Here is a 16,429-nt window from a genome sequence, read left to right on the forward strand (position 1 = left end):
TGGCGATGGCCCTCCCGTTCGGTGCCGTCGTCGTTACCTATTTCCCGACCGACGCGCAAGTAGCGAACCTGCATTCGCTTGCGGGGGCATGCGAGCGCCTGTGCGTGGTCGACAACACGCCGCAGGCGGGTGGCTGGCATCGGGCGCTCGCCGATGCGGGCGTCCCGGTGCTGCACAACGGCAACCGCGGCGGCATCGCGGGCGCCTTCAACTGCGGCATCGCCGAACTCGAGGCGCGGGGCGCCGAACTCTTCTTCCTGCTCGACCAGGATTCGAGGCTGCCGCCCGGCTACTTCGATGCCATGTGTGCGGCTGCGATGGTGGCCCGGGAGCGGAAGGGCGAGTGCGAAGAAGACGCGGCCTTCCTGATCGGACCGCTCGTCCACGACACGAACCTGGACGCGCTGATCCCGCAATTCGGCCTCCAGGGCAAGCGCGTCTACCAACTCGACCTGCGGCAGCCTTTCACCGAGCCGTTGATGCGCTGCGCTTTCATGATCTCCTCGGGCTCCTTGATTTCGCGCGGTGCCTGGAACAAAGTCGGCCGGTTCGACGAGCGCTACGTGATCGACCACGTGGACACCGACTACTGCATGCGCGCCCTCGGCCGCGAGGTGCCGCTCTACCTGAACCCCCACGTCGTTCTGCGGCACCAGATCGGCGATATCCGGGCCCGGTCGCTGTTCGGCTGGAAGATCCACTTCATCAACTATCCGGCAGCGCGGCGCTACTACATTGCGCGCAATGCCATCGATCTCTCGCGGGCGCATGTGCGCGCCTTTCCCGCGATCCTGTTCATCAACGTCTACACGCTCAAGCAGATCCTGCCCATGCTGGTGTTCGAGCGCGATCGCCTGAAAAAGACCATCGCCCTGATGCTCGGCTGCTTCGATGGCATGTTCGGGCGGCTCGGGGGCCTCGTCGAGGCGCATCCCCGGATGGGCAAATACCTGAGCCGCAGCGAGTGACCCCCTCGACCCTTCCAGCGCCGCGCGTGCGCCGCGCCGCGCTCGCCTTCATCTTCGTCACGGTGCTGATCGACTTCCTGGCGTTCGGCCTGATCCTGCCCGGCCTGCCGCACCTGGTGGAGCGCCTGGCCGGCGGCAGCACCGCGACGGCGGCGTACTGGATCGCGGTGTTCGGCACCGCGTTCGCGGCGATCCAGTTCGTGAGCTCGCCGATCCAGGGCGCGCTGTCCGATCGCTTCGGGCGGCGGCCGGTGATTCTGCTGTCGTGCCTCGGCCTCGGCGTGGATTTCGTGTTCATGGCCCTGGCCGACAGCCTGCCGTGGCTGTTCGTCGGCCGGGTGGTGTCCGGCGTGTTCTCGGCCAGCTTCACCATCGCCAATGCCTACATCGCCGATGTGACGCCACCGGAAGATCGCGCCCGGAGCTACGGCATCGTGGGTGCGGCCTTCGGCATGGGGCTGGTGTTCGGGCCGGTGCTCGGCGGGCAGCTGAGCCACATCGATCCGCGCCTGCCGTTCTGGTTCGCGGCCGGCCTCACGCTGCTCAGCTTTTGCTACGGGTGGTTCGTGTTGCCCGAATCGCTGCCGCCGGAGCGGCGCGCCCGCAAGTTCGACTGGTCTCACGCCAATCCGCTCGGATCGCTGCTGCTGCTCAAGCGCTATCCGCAGGTGTTCGGGTTGGCGGCGGTGATCTTCCTCGTCAACCTGGCCCAGTACGTCTACCCGAGCGTGTTCGTGCTGTTTGCCGACTACCGCTACCACTGGAAGGAGGACGCCGTGGGCTGGGTGCTCGGCGCGGTGGGCGTGCTCAGCGTGCTGGTCAATGCGCTGCTGATCGGGCCGGGCGTGAAGCGCTTGGGCGAACGCCGTGCGCTGCTGTTCGGCATGGGCTTTGGCGTGCTCGGCTTCGTCGTCATCGGGTTCGCCGACGCCGGCTGGATGCTTCTGGCCGCGCTGCCGTTCGGCACCTTGCTGGCGTTCGCCGGGCCGGCGGCGCAGGCGCTGGTCACCCGGGAGGTCGGCGCTGGCGAGCAAGGCCGAATCCAGGGCGCGCTGACGAGCCTGGTGTCAGTGGCAGGCATCGTCGGGCCGGCGATGTTTGCCGGCAGCTTCGGCTATTTCATCGGCGCGGACGCGCCGGTTCACCTGCCGGGCGCGCCGTTCTTCATCGCCGCGGTGTTCCTCTGCATCGGCGCGCTGATCGCTTGGCGCTGCGCACAGCCGAAAGCGGCCGTCGCGGCGGTGCCCGAGCTGACCTGAAGAGGCGCTCCGGGCGCGCCCATGCGGCCGTGGCCCGGGAATTGCTCTCGCTTTCCAGGGTTTCCCCCTAGGTCGCATACCCGCGCCCACATACGCAATATGGCTCCCGCGGTATGTGGGTTGCGGCGCAAGCGACTAACGTCCAGGCTTGGCCGGAAACACCGAGCCGCCCACGAGCGAAGCGCATGAGTACAGAGTCCAACAATATCCAGCCCGTCCGTTTTTTCCATCGCGGCAAGATCGTCGACGTCAGCGGCGTGCATCCGACCCGCTCGGTGCTCGACTGGCTGCGCGAGGACGCGCACTGCACCGGCACCAAGGAAGGCTGCAACGAGGGCGACTGCGGCGCCTGCACGGTGGTGATCGGCGAGCTGGCCGCCGACGCGAATGCCCCGGGCGCCATCGGCGGCCTGCAATTGCAAACGGTCAACGCCTGCATCCAGTTCCTGCCCACGCTGCACGGCAAGGCGCTCTTCACGGTCGAGGACCTGAAGGCACAGTGCGCCGCCCCGCCGCTGCAGGACAAGAAGCACCCCGTCCACACGCTGCACCCGGTGCAGCAGGCGATGGTCGACTGCCACGGCTCCCAGTGCGGCTTCTGCACGCCGGGCTTCGTGATGTCGCTGTGGTCCACCTACGAACACCACCAGGCCGAGGGCACGCAGCCCACGCGCCAGCAACTGGCCGACGATCTTTCGGGCAACCTCTGCCGCTGCACCGGCTACCGCCCGATCCTCGATGCGGGCCAGCGCATGTTCGACCTGCCGGCCGTGCGGCTCGACACCAAGCCCGTGGTGGCCGCGCTCACCGCGCTGCAGAACGGCGGGCAGGACCTGAACTACGCCGCGCCGCTCGGTGCCCGCATCGACCATTTCCACGCCCCCAGGACCCTCGCCCAGCTCGCTGCGCTGCGCGAACAGAAGCCGCGTGCCCAGTTGCTGGCCGGCTCCACCGACGTCGGCCTCTGGGTCAACAAGCAGTTCCGCGACCTGGGCGACATCATCTACGTGGGCGACGTGGCCGAAATGAAGACCATCGAGACCCGGGCCGATGAGCTCTACATCGGCGCCGGCGCCTCGCTCGAATCCGCCTTCGAAGCCTTGGTGCAGCGCGTGCCCAGCCTGCAGGACGTGTGGCTTCGCTTCGCCTCGCCGCCCATCCGCCATGCCGGCACCATGGGCGGCAACGTGGCCAACGGATCGCCCATCGGCGATTCGCCGCCGGTGCTGATGTCGCTCGATGCCGAGATCGAGCTGCGCCGCGGCGATGTGGTGCGCCGCATGCCGCTGCCCGACTTCTACATCGACTACATGAAGAACCAGCTGCAGCCCGGCGAGTTCGTGCAGGGGCTGGCGATTCCGCTGGCCGCCATGCGCCGCCAGGTGCGCGCCTACAAGATCAGCAAGCGCTTCGACTGCGACATTTCGGCGCTGTGCGCGGGCTTCGCCATCGAACTCGAGGCCGGCCGCGACACGGTGAAGGCCGTGCGACTGGCCTTCGGCGGCATGGCCGCCACCGTCAAGCGCGCAGCGAACGCGGAAGCCGCGCTCGTCGGCAAGCCGTGGACGCAGGCCAGCGTCGCCACCGCCAAGCTCGCGCTGGCGCAGGACTTCAAGCCCCTGTCGGACATGCGCGCCTCGGCCGACTACCGGCTGCAGGTGGCGCAAAACCTCATCCAGCGCCTGTGGCTCGAAACCCGTACCGAAGACGCGCTTTCCCTCGAAGAAACCAGCGTCTGGAGCGTGATGCCCCATGCCCCGGCCAAAGCGCAGGCGGAAGGAGTCTGACCATGAACAAACCCATCGACGCCCGCCTGCTGCAGCCCGCCGAGGCCTTTGCCGATTACCTGAAGAACACCGCCGCGCGCATCGACCCCGCAGCCGAAGCCGTCGCGCACGACCTGGGCGCACGCGTCGGCATCAGCCGGCCGCACGAATCGGCGCACCTGCATGTGGCCGGCGAAGCGACCTACATCGACGACATTCCCGAAATCGCCGGCACGCTGCATTGCGCGCTCGGCCTCTCGCCCGTGGCCAGCGGCCGCGTGACGGCGCTGTCGCTCGACGCGATCCGCGCGATGCCCGGCGTGGTGACGGTGCTGACGGCCGACGACATCCCAGGCACCAACGACTGCGGCTCGATCATTCACGACGACCCGATCCTGTTGCCGGTGAACGACGGCGGCGAGATCCGCTACCTTGGCCAGCCCGTGTTCGCGGTGATCGCCGAGACGCGCGAGGCCGCGCGCCGCGCCGCCTCGAAAGCGAAAGATGCGCTGACCATCGAAGCGCAACCGCCTGTCATCACGCCGCAGGACGCGCATGCGCGCGGCCAGTACGTCGTGCCGCCGATGCACATCGTGCGCAGCGGCGGCAGCGCCAACGAAGGCGACGAGGCGGCCGTGCGCGCCGCCATCGCCAAGGCGCCGCATCGCCACAAGGCCACGCTCGACGTGGGCGGACAGGAGCAGTTCTATCTGGAAGGCCAGATCAGCTACGCCATTCCGAAGGAAGGCGGCGCGCTGCACATCCACTGCTCCACGCAGCACCCGAGCGAGATGCAGCACCTGGTGGCGCATGCGCTTCATCTGCAGTCGAACGAAGTGCATGTCGAATGCCGGCGCATGGGCGGCGGCTTCGGCGGCAAGGAATCGCAGTCGGCCATCTTCGCGTGTGTGGCGGCCATCGCGGCGCGGCAACTGCAGCGCCCGGTGAAGCTGCGGCTGGACCGCGACGACGACTTCATGATCACCGGCCGGCGCCACTGCTTCTGGTACGAGTACGACGTGGGGTTCGACGACGAAGGCCGCATCCTCGGCGCGGAGATCACCATGGTCTCGCGCGCCGGCCACTCGGCCGACCTCTCGGGCCCGGTGATGACGCGCGCGCTCTGCCACTTCGACAACGCCTACTGGCTGCCCAACGTGGCGATGCACGGCTTCTCGGGCAAGACCAACACGCAGAGCAACACCGCGTTCCGCGGCTTCGGCGGCCCGCAGGGCGCCATCGCCATCGAGAACATCATGGATTCGGTGGCGCGCGAGTTGAAGCGAGATCCGCTCGACGTGCGGCGGGTCAACTTCTACGGCAAGGCGGAGAACAACGTCACGCCGTACCGCCAGACTGTGACCGACAACATCGTCCACGAACTCGTGGCCGAGCTGGAGGCCAGCAGCGACTACCGCGCGCGGCGCGAGGAGATCGCGGCCTTCAACAAGAAGAGCTCGGTGCTCAAGCGGGGCCTGGCGTTGGCACCGCTGAAGTTCGGCATCTCGTTCAATGTGAAGCACTTCAACCAGGCCGGCGCGCTGGTGCATGTGTACACCGACGGCTCGATCCTCGTGAACCACGGCGGAACCGAGATGGGGCAGGGCCTCAACACCAAGGTGGCGCAGGTGGTGGCGCACGAGCTGGGCGTGAGCTTCGAGCGCGTGCGCGTCACCGCGACTGACACCACCAAGGTGGCGAACACCTCGGCCACGGCCGCATCGACCGGCGCCGACCTCAACGGCAAGGCTGCGCAGGATGCGGCACGGCAGATCCGCGAGCGCCTCGCCGAGAGCGCGGCGGAGCGCCACGGCGGCAAGGCGAGCGCGGTGCGTTTCGCCAACGACAAGGTCGAGGTCAACGGCAAGTCGCTGGCCTTCAGCACCGTGGTGGGCGAGGCCTACCTCGACCGCAAGCAACTCTGGTCCGACGGCTTCTACGCCACGCCTGGACTGAGCTGGGACAAGGACAAGATGCAGGGCCGCCCGTTCTACTACTACGCCTATGGCGCGGCGGTGAGCGAAGTGGTCGTCGACACGCTCACCGGCGAATGGAAGCTGCTGCGCGCCGACATCCTGCACGACGCGGGCAAGTCGCTGAACCCGGCCGTGGACATCGGCCAGGTCGAAGGCGCCTTCATCCAGGGCATGGGCTGGCTCACGACCGAGGAGCTGGTGTGGCATCCGCAAAGCGGCAAGCTCACCACGCACGCGCCGAGCACCTACAAGATCCCGACCGCCAACGACTGCCCGCCTGTCTTCAACGTGCGCCTGTTCGAAGGCCAGAACTTCGAGGACTCGATCCACCGCAGCAAGGCCGTGGGCGAGCCGCCGCTGCTGCTGCCGTTCTCGGTGTTCTTCGCGATCCGCGATGCGGTGTCGGCGGCCGGTGGACATCGGACCGATCCGCCGCTGAAGGCGCCCGCCACGAGCGAATCGATCCTTCGTGCCATCACCGCTGTCCAGTCCGCATAGTCACTCGTAGACTTTGGCGCATGTCCAAAGTCATCCCAATGCCCTACGCCCTGATCCCCTTCGCGAAACACCGCGGAACCGGCTTTGCCGGGCCGCAGGTGTTGCCCCCGGTAGGGGGTTGGCGAAGCGACACGAAGTGCGCGAAGACTGGGGGGGAGCCACATGCGTGACCAAGCGCTTTTCGACAAGATCGATCTCCATTTGATCCGGGTGCTTCACACCGTGTTGACCGACCGCAGCGTCTCGCGCGCCGCCATTCGCCTGGGGATGTACCAGCCGGCCGTCTCGGCGGCGCTCAAGCGCCTGCGCGAACTCTCGGGCGATCCGCTGCTGGTGCGTTCGGGCTCGGGCATGGTGCCCACCGATGCGGGGCTTCGGATGATCGAGCCCGCGGCCAGCATCCTGCGTGCGGCCGAGATGCTGTTCTCCGATGCGCGCGGCTTCGAGCCGCAGTCGGCGGCCACCACCTTCCGCATCGCGGCGAGCGACTACATGGACCCGCTCTTCCTGCCGATGCTGGTCGCGCACGTCAAGCGCGAGGCGCCGCTCTGCCAGATCGAGATCCACGCGCTCTCGCCCGACTCCGACTACCACGGGCACCTGGCGCTCGGGCAGGTCGACCTGGTGATCGGCAACTGGCGGAAGCCCCCGGAAGACCTGCACATGGCGCGGCTCTTCGGCGACGAGGTGGTGTCGCTGGTCAACCAGGACCATCCGGCGGTGCGCCGCGGCTGGGACCTGGAGACCTGGCTCGCGGCCGAGCACATCGCGCCCACGCCCATGCACCCGGGCGGGCGCGGCATCATCGACCAGATGCTCGACGAGCTGGGCCGGCAGCGCAACATCACCGCGCGCTGCGCGCATTTCAGCCTCATTCCCGACATGGTGGCCTCGAGCCTCTTGGTGCTCACCACCGGCCGCCAGTATTGCGAGCGTTTCGCCGCGCGGCTGCCGGTGAAGATCCTCGACTGCCCGGTGGCGCTGCCGCGCCTCATGTACTACCAGCTCTGGCACGAACGCACCCATTCGTCGAGCTCGGCGCGGTGGCTCCGCGAATGCATCAAGGAGGTGGCGGCGTCGCTGCGGCCTCCGGTTTCCGCGATATCCGGCGCGGCCCGCCCATCCGCCGCCCCTGAAACCCCGGACCCCTGAGAAACCCCCGTTCGCGCCGGCGTCGTGAGCGGGGCAACGATGAAACCGCCACTACAACAGCTGGAGACAAGCGAAATGAGTACGTTGGAACAGGCGCCCAAAGGCGCCGAGCCCCACACCCCGGGGCATGTCGAGTCCGCACGTCCGCGTGCGGCTGTGGGCAGCGCAAGCGGCTCGGGTCTGCTTGAGCGCATGTTCAAGCTCAGTGCGCACAACACGACGGTGCGCACCGAGGTCATCGCGGGGCTCACCACCTTCCTCACGATGGCCTACATCATCTTCGTGAACCCGACGATCCTCGGCGACGCGGGCATGCCCAAGGGCGCGGTCTTCGTGGCCACCTGCCTCATCGCTGCGCTGGGCACGCTGATCATGGGCCTGTACGCCAACTACCCGATCGCCATGGCGCCGGGCATGGGCCTGAACGCCTACTTCGCCTACGTGGTGGTGCTGGGCATGGGCTACACGTGGCAGGTCGCGCTGGGCGCGGTGTTCATCTCGGGGTGCCTGTTCCTCATCGTCACGGTCACCGGGTTGCGGGAGCTGTTCATTGCGGGCATACCGCAGTCGCTGCGAACGGCGATCACGGTGGGCATCGGCATGTTCCTTGCGCTCATCGCATTGAAGAGCGCTGGCGTCGTCGCCGCATCGCCCGCCACCTTCGTCACGCTGGGCGACCTGCACTCGGCGCCGGTGGTGCTGGCCACGCTGGGCTTCCTGGTCATCGTGGCGCTGGACAAGCTCAAGGTGCGCGGCGCGATCCTCATCGGGATCCTGCTGGTGACGGTGCTGTCGTTCTTCTTCGGCGGCAACAAGTTCCATGGCGTGTTCGATGCACCGCCGTCGATCGCGCCCACCTTCATGCAGCTGGACATCCTCGGTGCTTTGAAGGGCGGCATCCTGAACGTGGTGCTGGTGTTCTTCCTGGTCGAGATGTTCGACGCCACCGGCACGCTGATGGGCGTGGCCAAGCGCGCGGGCCTCCTGGTGCCCGGCAAGATGGAGCGCATGAACAAGGCGCTCCTGGCCGACAGCGGCGCCATCTTCGCGGGCTCGCTGCTCGGCACTTCGAGCACCACGGCGTACGTGGAAAGCGCGGCCGGCGTGCAAGCCGGCGGCCGCACCGGCCTCACGGCCGTGGTGGTGGCGGCGATGTTCCTGGCCTGCCTCATGATCTCGCCGCTCGCGGGCTCGGTGCCGGCCTACGCCACCGCGCCGGCGCTGCTCTTCGTGGGCTGCCTCATGCTGCGCGACCTGGTCGAGCTGGACTGGGAAGACACCACCGAAGTCATCCCTGCCGCCGTGACCGCGCTGGCCATGCCCTTCACCTACTCGATCGCCAACGGCCTGGCCTTCGGCTTCATCACCTACGCGGTGCTCAAGCTCTGCACCGGCCGGGCACGGGAAGTGCATGCGATGGTGTGGGTGATCGCGGCGATCTTCCTGTTCAAGTTCGCCTACATCGGCGGACACTGAGCCGAGCGCCGTCGGGCGCCGATGGTTGCTGGGACGCTATTAAACTGATAGCTGTCCCAGCGTTGTTGCTTTGAACGAGACAAACCCACGAAACCCGGCATGACAACCCCCCGACTCCAGCTCGCGCACATCACCAAGCGGTATCCCGCGGTGGTGGCCAACAGCGACATCTCGCTGGCCGTTGCCCCCGGCGAAATCCATGCCGTTCTCGGCGAGAACGGCGCGGGCAAATCGACGCTGATGAAGATCATCTACGGCTCGGTGAAACCCGACGAAGGCACCGTCACCTTCGATGGCCAGGCTGTCACCCTGCGCAACCCGCAGCAGGCGAGGGCGCTGGGCATCAGCATGGTGTTCCAGCACTTCAGCCTGTTCGACACCCTCACCGTGGCCGAGAACGTGTGGCTGGGCCTCGACAAATCGCTGCAACTGGCCGAAGTGGCCCGCAGCATCACCGCCAAGGCCAGTGAGTACGGGCTGGACATCGACCCCTCGCGCCCGGTGCACACGCTGTCGGTGGGCGAAATGCAGCGGGTGGAAATCATCCGTGCGCTGCTCACCAACCCCAAGCTCCTGATCCTGGACGAGCCGACCTCCGTGCTCACGCCGCAGGCCGTCATCAAGCTCTTCACGGTGCTCAACAAGCTGGCGTCGGAAGGCTGCAGCATCCTCTACATCAGCCACAAGCTGCACGAGATCCGCGAGCTGTGCACCGCCTGCACGGTGCTGCGCGGCGGCAAGGTCACGGGCGTGTGCAATCCGCAGAACGAGAGCAACGAATCGCTCTCGCGGCTGATGATCGGCAGCGAGCCGCCGCCGTTGCAGCACCGGCCTTCCAAACGAGGGGCGGCTGTGTTGGAGGTCTCCGATCTCTCGTTGCCGCGCGAAGACCAGTTTGGCGTAGACCTCCACGGGATCTCTCTGACAGTCCAGTCCGGTGAGGTCGTCGGCATTGCGGGTGTGTCTGGGAATGGACAGCGTGAGCTGCTGTACGCGCTGTCCGGCGAAGACATCAGGTCGGGTAATCCGGCCTTTAAGACCTGGGCATTCAGGAACAAGCTGGACGACCTCGATGAACGGGTCAAGCATTCGTCGATTCGCATCGCAGGCGTCGAGTCGGGCAGTCTTGGTCCTCGCAAACGCCGGGCATTGGGTCTGCACTTCGTGCCCGAGGAGCGCCTCGGCCGCGGCGCGGTGCCCACGCTGGGGCTCGCGCACAACCTGCTGCTCACGCGCAGCAATGCGGTGGGCAAGGGCGGCTGGATCCGCACTTCGGCGCTCGAAAAGCACGCCAAGGGAATCATCGAGCGCTTCAACGTCAAGGCCGGCGGCCCGAATGCCGCGGCGCGTTCGCTCTCGGGCGGCAACCTGCAGAAATTCATCGTCGGCCGCGAGATCGACGCCAACCCCAAGCTCTTCATCGTCTCGCAACCCACCTGGGGCGTGGACGTGGGCGCGGCCGCGCTCATCCGTGGCGAAATCCTCGCGCTGCGCGATGCCGGCTGCGCGGTGCTGGTGGTGAGCGAAGAGCTCGACGAGCTGTTCGACATCAGCGACCGCCTGCACGTGATCGCCAAGGGGCGGCTCTCGCCCTCCATCGACCGCGCCGCGGCCACGCTGCCGCAGATCGGCGAATGGATGAGCGGCCTGTGGAACAAGGAGGCGGCCCATGCTTAAGCTCGAACCCCGCCCGGAGCTTTCGCGCTTCTGGACTTTTGCGTCACCGATCCTGGCGCTGCTCATCACGGTGCTGATCGGCGTGGCGCTGTTTGCCGCGCTCGGCAAGGACCCGGTCAAGGGCCTCATGGTGTTCTTCTACGAGCCCATCAAGAGCGGCTATGCGCTCGGCGAACTGATGATCAAGGCGACGCCGCTGCTCATCATCGCGCTCGGCCTTGCGGTGTGCTTTCGCTCCAACGTGTGGAACATCGGCGCCGAAGGGCAGTTCGTGTTCGGCGCCATCGTCGCGGGCGGCGTGGCGCTCCTGGCCGACAAGAACACGGGCTCGTGGATCGTCGTCGCCATCCTCGTGGCGGGCACGCTCGGCGGCATGGTGTGGGCGGGCATCGTGGCGTTCCTGCGCGACAAGTTCAACGCCAACGAAATCCTCGTGAGCCTGATGCTGGTCTACGTGGCCACGCTGCTGCTGAGCTACATGGTCTTCGGCCCCTGGAAAGACCCGCAGGGCTACAACTTCCCGCAGTCCAAGACCTTCGAGGCGGTCACGCAGATTCCGCGGCTCTTCAAGGGCTCGCGCGTGAGCATCGGGTTGATCATCGCGCTCGTGGGCGTCGGTGCACTGTGGGTGTTCCTGTTCCGAACGCGGGCGGGTTTTGCGCAGCAGGTCGGCGGCCTCGCACCCGCGGCGGCGCGCTATGCGGGCTTTTCGGCACGGCGCGCGGTGTGGATCGCGCTGCTCACCTCGGGCGGCGCGGCGGGTCTCGCCGGCGCGCTGGAGGTCGCCGGGCCGCTCGGCCAGCTCACGCCGTATGTGCCGGCCGGCTACGGCTTCGCGGCCATCATCGTGGCCTTCGTCGGGCGGCTGCATCCGGTGGGCATGGTGTTCTCGGCCATCCTCATGAGCATGTTCTATATCGGCGGCGAGCTCGCGCAGTCGCGCCTGGGCCTGCCGAAGTCGCTCACCGGCGTGTTCCAGGGGCTGCTGCTCTTCACGCTGCTGGCCTGCGACACGCTCATCGCGTACCGCATCCGCCGCAAGGCCGCCGCGAAGGCCGTGCTGACCACGAGCTCGCTGCAAGCCAGCACGCCACTGACCGCGCCGGTCACGCGTTCCTCCGAAGGAGCCCTCTGAAATGGACAGCTACGCACTCCTTCTGGGCTCCACGCTGAGCGCCGGCACCGTCCTGGCGATCGCCGCGCTGGGCCTCCTCATCAACGAGAAGGCCGGCATCGTCAACCTCGGTGCCGAGGGCATCATGCTGTGCGCCGCCATCGCGGGCTTCGCGACGGTGGTCACCACGCACAACCCCTGGCTCGGCTTCCTGGCCGGCATGGCAGCGGGCGCCTTGCTCGCCGCGTTCTTCGGCGTGCTGGTGATCTGGCTCAACACCAACCAGTACGCAACCGGACTGGCGCTCAGCTTGTTCGGCGTCGGTTTCTCGGCCTTCGCCGGCATCAACTTCGTGCAGGCCAAGCTGCCCGAAAGCGCGACCTACGCGATCCCGGTGCTGGCCGACATCCCGCTCGTCGGCCCCGCGCTCTTTCGCCATCACCCGATGGTGTACTTCGCGGTGGTGCTGACCTTCGGGCTCATCTGGTTCCTGTACCGCACGCGCGCCGGCCTCGTGCTGCGCTCGGTCGGCGAATCGCCCGAGTCGGCGCATGCGCTCGGCTATCCGGTGCGGCGCATCCGCTTCATGGCGGTGATCGCGGGCGGCGCGCTCTGCGGGCTGGCCGGCGCGTACCTCTCGACCGTCTACACGCCCCTGTGGGTCGAAGGCATGGTCGCGGGCCGCGGCTGGATCGCATTGGCGCTCACCACCTTCGCCACCTGGCGGCCGATTCGCGTGCTGCTGGGCGCCTACCTCTTCGGCGGCGTTTCGATGCTGGGTTTCCACCTGCAGAGCAGCGGCGTCGACGTGCCGCCCCAGTTCCTCAGCATGCTGCAGTACATCGCGCCGATCGTGGTGCTGGCGCTGATCTCGCGCAACCCCGCGTTCATCCGCATCAACATGCCGGCTTCCATAGGGAAACCGTTCTACCCCGGCTCATAATCGCGTTTTTCGTTTTCCCGCCAACCCGTCCTTTTTTGAGGATTTCCGACAATGAATGATCTGAACAAGCGCTCCCTGCTCAAGCTGGCCGCCCTCACGGCGGTCGCTTCGGCGGCCCTGATCGGCTGCGGCAAGAAAGAAGAAGCGGCAGCACCGGCCGCGGCCCCCGCGCCCGCCCCGGCACCCGCGGCCGCCGCGCCGGCGCCTGCAGCGCCGCTCAACATCGCATTCGCATACATCGGCCCGGTGGGCGACGGCGGCTGGACCTTCGCGCACGACAACGGCCGGAAGGCCCTCGAGAAGGAATTCGGCGACAAGATCAAGACCACCTTCGTCGAGAGCGTGCCCGAAGGCGCCGACGCCGAGCGCGTGTTCCGCGACATGGTCGGCCAGGGCAACAAGCTGATCTTCGGCACCACCTTCGGCTACATGGAACCGATGCTCAAGGTCGCCAACGACAGCAAGGATGTGAAGTTCGAGCATGCCACCGGCTACAAGACCGCCGACAACATGCGCACCTACGACAGCCGCACCTACGAAGGCGCGTACATGGCCGGCGTGATTGCCGGTGCCATGACCAAGAGCAACACGCTGGGCGTCGTCGGCTCGGTGCCGATTCCCGAAGTGCTGCGCAACATCAACAGCTTCACGCTGGGCGCTCAGTCGGTCAACCCGAAGATCACCACCAAGGTCGTGTGGGTCAACGAATGGTTCAGCCCGCCGAAGGAAACCGAAGCGGCCACCGCGCTCATCAACGGCGGCGCCGACGTCCTGTTCCAGAACACCGACTCGCCCGCCGTGCTCAAGACCGCACAGGAAAAGGGCAAGCGCGCCTTCGGCTGGGATTCGGACATGACCGCCTACGGTCCCAAGGCCCACCTGGGCTCGGCCACCATCAACTGGGCGCCGTACTACATCAAGGCCACGCAGGACGCGCTCGACGGCAAGTGGACGACCGGCCAGGCCTGGTGGGGCGTGAAGGAAGGCGCCATCGACCTCGTCTCGATCGCCGAGGACGTGCCGGCCGAAACCAAGGCCAAGGTCGAGGAAGTGAAGAAGGGCCTGAAGGACGGCAGCTTCGTGATCTGGAAGGGCCCCATCCTCGGCCAGGACGGCAAGGAAGTGGTCGCCAAGGACGCGGTGGCCGACGACAAGTTCCTGACGGGCATCAACTTCTACGTCAAAGGCGTGGAAGGCAAGGTGCCGGGCGGCGACAAGAAGTAATCGCTTCGGCGATGCAGAAGGAAAGGGTCGCCCAGGGCGGCCCTTTTTTCATTCGAGGAGGAGATTCGCACCATGAAGCCGATGATGTTCATTGCCGCAGGTGCCGCACTGCTGTCGGCCTCGCTGTCGTTTGCCGCCGGACCCGCAAGATTCTCGAAGGACGAGCAAGCCCTGCAGAAGGCCGTCTCCGACACCGAGATGTGCTTTCACTTCGCGGGCGAGTTCAACGGCGACGGCTCCGCGCGCGACAAGGAAATCAACCGCATGCAGCGCAAGAACTGCAACAAGGCGGGCCAGCAGCTGCTGCAGAAGGCGTATCGCGCGAACCCGCAGGACGCGCGCCTCTATCCCGCCGTGCTGATGCTCAACAGCCTCGCGACGGAGTTCCTGTCGAAAGCCGAGGTGGCCCGGCTGTGCGCGGCGTCGAAGACGGAGCTCGTCTGCCCCTGAGCACAAGGGCAGGCGGCGGCGCGTGTTTTATTTCGGCGTGTAGGTGATCTGCGTCGCGATGATCGTGCCGACGTCCTCGCCGATGCGTGTCACCAGCTTGAGCATCTGGCCGCGGTAGGGGCCGTCGGCGGCAATCCAGTTGTCCTGGTTCTGGATGAGGTCTGTCCCGTCCACTTGCCGCACGCGCGTGATGCCCGAGAACTTGCAGGCGCTGAACGAGCCCATCGGCGTCGTGAGGGTCTCGCGCCCGACGTAGGTGTCCGTTCCCGAGATCGGCTGCTCGTTCCGGATCTCGCCATTCGCGCCGCTCACGGACTTGACCACGTAGTTCAACTCCAGCGCCTGACCCGGCGACATGACGGGCATCGCGAACGTCGGCACGTTGGTGTTGGTGCCGAGCGCAGGGTCGGCGCCTTCGCCGCCGTTGCGGGAGCCGTAACGCAGGATCTTGCCGTCCACGAAATCGATGTACTGCCGGTCCGTTCCTTCGGAGTTGTTGAAGTAGTTGAAGGTGGTGCGCAGCAGCCGCACCGGGTTCGCATCGGCGAAGGACTCGCGGGTGCGGGTGACGGTGGTCACGCGCTGCTTGAAGGTCTGGTCCTTGGCGGTGACGTCCAGTTCCACCACCGCTGTGGTGCCCTCGTGCAGGTCGGCTTCGTTGAAACAGGCTGCGGAGGATGTGTTGTCGGGGTTGGGGGCCGGTGCGGGGGCTGGCGCTGGGGCCGGGGCCGGGGCTGGTGGGCCGATCGGTACAACCGGCACGGCCGGAAATCCGCCACCACCATCACCGCCTCCGCCACAGGCGGCCAGCGTTGCAGCAGCCACAGCCGCCAGTACAAATCTTGCGTTCATGAATGAGCTTCCCTCTTTGTTCTAAAAAGAAGCCCGGAGGTTTGGATTCGCCTCCGGGCGCGCCGAACTATGGCGCGGGAGTACCCATGTTCACCAGTGCCATAGGTCACGCAAACTTTGGTGTCTACCGCTTGCCGGTGCGCTGGCCCGCGACCACGATTTCCGCTGTCGACGAGTTCGAAGCTCCCCTGCGGCACGATGCTGCTGCGACCCGGTGCGCAAGCGCGACCGCCGGAAGTAAAAAAACGCTTACAGTGGTCGCCCCGCACTCCCGCCAGAACGCCTTCCTTCCCAACCGCGAGTCCCATGTCCGCGACAGCCCACAACCTCGCCGATGCCTGCTTTCCCGGTTTCGGCTCGTCGTTCACCATGGCGTTCCAGCCGATCGTGGATGTCGCGCGGCGCGAAATCTTTGCGCATGAAGCGCTGGTGCGCGGCCTCTCCGGACAAGGCGCCACGGAGGTGCTCGCCGGCATCGACGCCTCGCAGCGCTTCGCGTTTCACGAAGCCTGCCGCGTGAAGGCCATCGAGATGGCGGCGGGGCTGGGCATGGCATCCAGGCTCAGCCTCAACGTGCTGCCCAACGATGTGGCCGGTCGGCCCGAGTGCTTTCGCACCGCCATGGCGGCCGCGCAGCATTGCAATTTTCCGGTGAACCGCCTGATGTTCGAGGTCACCGAGGGCGAGCGGACGATCGACCTGCCCGGACTCGCGGCCGTCTTCCAGGACTTCAGGCGCCACGGCTTCACCTCGGCCATCGACGATTTCGGCGCCGCCTATGCCGGCTTCGGAATGCTCGCCGTGTTCCAGCCCGACGTCTTGAAGATCGACATGAGCCTGGTGCGGAACATCCATGCAGACCCGGTCCGGCTGGCCATCGTGAGAGGCTTCGTCGCCACCTGCGGCGAACTGAACATCCGGGTGATTGCCGAAGGCGTCGAAATACCGGAAGAGGTCGGCACCCTTCATGCGCTCGGCGTCGACCTGTTCCAGGGCTACTTCTTCGCAAGGCCCGCCATTGCCGCCTTGCCGCCCGTGGCATGGGGCACCGCCTGACGGGGCGGGCGATTCCCG

Annotated in this window: 13 protein-coding genes; 12 read left to right on the forward strand and 1 reads right to left on the reverse strand. The window is 66.9% G+C overall.

The window, feature by feature from the left end; all coding sequences use genetic code 11:
* The first annotated feature begins 5 nt into the window (after nt 1-5).
* The 11 genes from J2W23_RS11220 to J2W23_RS11270 all read left to right on the forward strand — a co-directional run bounded on the left by J2W23_RS11220 (nt 6) and on the right by J2W23_RS11270 (nt 14,503).
* Nucleotides 6-968, forward strand: a complete 963-nt coding sequence (locus tag J2W23_RS11220; protein ID WP_307648767.1) for a glycosyltransferase family 2 protein — start codon at nt 6-8, stop codon at nt 966-968.
* Entirely contained in the window at nt 965-2,227 is a 1,263-nt protein-coding gene (locus J2W23_RS11225) for a TCR/Tet family MFS transporter (RefSeq protein WP_307648768.1), read from the forward strand. Before J2W23_RS11220 ends, J2W23_RS11225 begins: the two co-directional genes overlap by 4 nt.
* A 185-nt stretch (nt 2,228-2,412) precedes the next feature.
* The gene (gene xdhA, locus J2W23_RS11230) at nt 2,413-4,014 is read left to right on the forward strand and encodes a xanthine dehydrogenase small subunit (RefSeq protein WP_307648769.1); all 1,602 of its coding nucleotides are present in this window, start codon (nt 2,413-2,415) and stop codon (nt 4,012-4,014) included.
* Nucleotides 4,015-4,016: 2 nt separating this feature from the next.
* Nucleotides 4,017-6,467 (forward strand): xanthine dehydrogenase molybdopterin binding subunit, encoded by a 2,451-nt coding sequence (xdhB, locus tag J2W23_RS11235; RefSeq protein WP_307648770.1) that lies wholly within the window; start codon nt 4,017-4,019, stop codon nt 6,465-6,467.
* A gap of 162 nt (nt 6,468-6,629) precedes the next feature.
* On the forward strand, nt 6,630-7,619 hold the full coding sequence (locus J2W23_RS11240) for a LysR family transcriptional regulator (protein ID WP_176659691.1): 990 nt from the start codon (nt 6,630-6,632) through the stop codon (nt 7,617-7,619).
* 75 nt (nt 7,620-7,694) lie between these two features.
* Nucleotides 7,695-9,095, forward strand: a complete 1,401-nt coding sequence (locus tag J2W23_RS11245; RefSeq protein ID WP_373423918.1) for an NCS2 family permease — start codon at nt 7,695-7,697, stop codon at nt 9,093-9,095.
* 99 nt (nt 9,096-9,194) lie between these two features.
* The gene (locus J2W23_RS11250; protein ID WP_307648771.1) at nt 9,195-10,772 is read left to right on the forward strand and encodes an ABC transporter ATP-binding protein; all 1,578 of its coding nucleotides are present in this window, start codon (nt 9,195-9,197) and stop codon (nt 10,770-10,772) included.
* On the forward strand, nt 10,765-11,907 hold the full coding sequence (locus J2W23_RS11255; RefSeq protein ID WP_307648772.1) for an ABC transporter permease: 1,143 nt from the start codon (nt 10,765-10,767) through the stop codon (nt 11,905-11,907). Before J2W23_RS11250 ends, J2W23_RS11255 begins: the two co-directional genes overlap by 8 nt.
* A 1-nt stretch (nt 11,908) precedes the next feature.
* Nucleotides 11,909-12,829 (forward strand): ABC transporter permease, encoded by a 921-nt coding sequence (locus tag J2W23_RS11260; RefSeq protein WP_176659694.1) that lies wholly within the window; start codon nt 11,909-11,911, stop codon nt 12,827-12,829.
* 51 nt (nt 12,830-12,880) lie between these two features.
* Nucleotides 12,881-14,053 carry a BMP family ABC transporter substrate-binding protein gene (locus J2W23_RS11265; RefSeq protein ID WP_176659695.1) on the forward strand — a complete coding sequence of 391 codons (1,173 nt, stop codon included), beginning with the start codon at nt 12,881-12,883 and terminating at the stop codon, nt 14,051-14,053.
* Nucleotides 14,054-14,125: 72 nt separating this feature from the next.
* Nucleotides 14,126-14,503 (forward strand): hypothetical protein, encoded by a 378-nt coding sequence (locus tag J2W23_RS11270; protein ID WP_307648773.1) that lies wholly within the window; start codon nt 14,126-14,128, stop codon nt 14,501-14,503.
* A 27-nt stretch (nt 14,504-14,530) separates the two neighbouring features.
* Here J2W23_RS11270 and J2W23_RS11275 read toward each other — a convergent pair whose 3' ends face one another.
* Entirely contained in the window at nt 14,531-15,355 is an 825-nt protein-coding gene (locus J2W23_RS11275; RefSeq protein ID WP_307648774.1) for a hypothetical protein, read from the reverse strand.
* Between the two features lie 306 nt (nt 15,356-15,661).
* Here J2W23_RS11275 and J2W23_RS11280 point away from each other — a divergent pair, with 306 nt between their 5' ends.
* A complete protein-coding gene (locus J2W23_RS11280; protein WP_176659697.1) occupies nt 15,662-16,411 on the forward strand; it encodes an EAL domain-containing protein in 750 nt (249 codons plus the stop codon).
* The last annotated feature ends 18 nt before the right edge of the window (nt 16,412-16,429 follow it).

Origin of the sequence: Variovorax boronicumulans, from assembly GCF_030812215.1 — a bacterium.
Classification (GTDB): Bacteria; Pseudomonadota; Gammaproteobacteria; order Burkholderiales; family Burkholderiaceae_C; genus Variovorax; species Variovorax boronicumulans_C.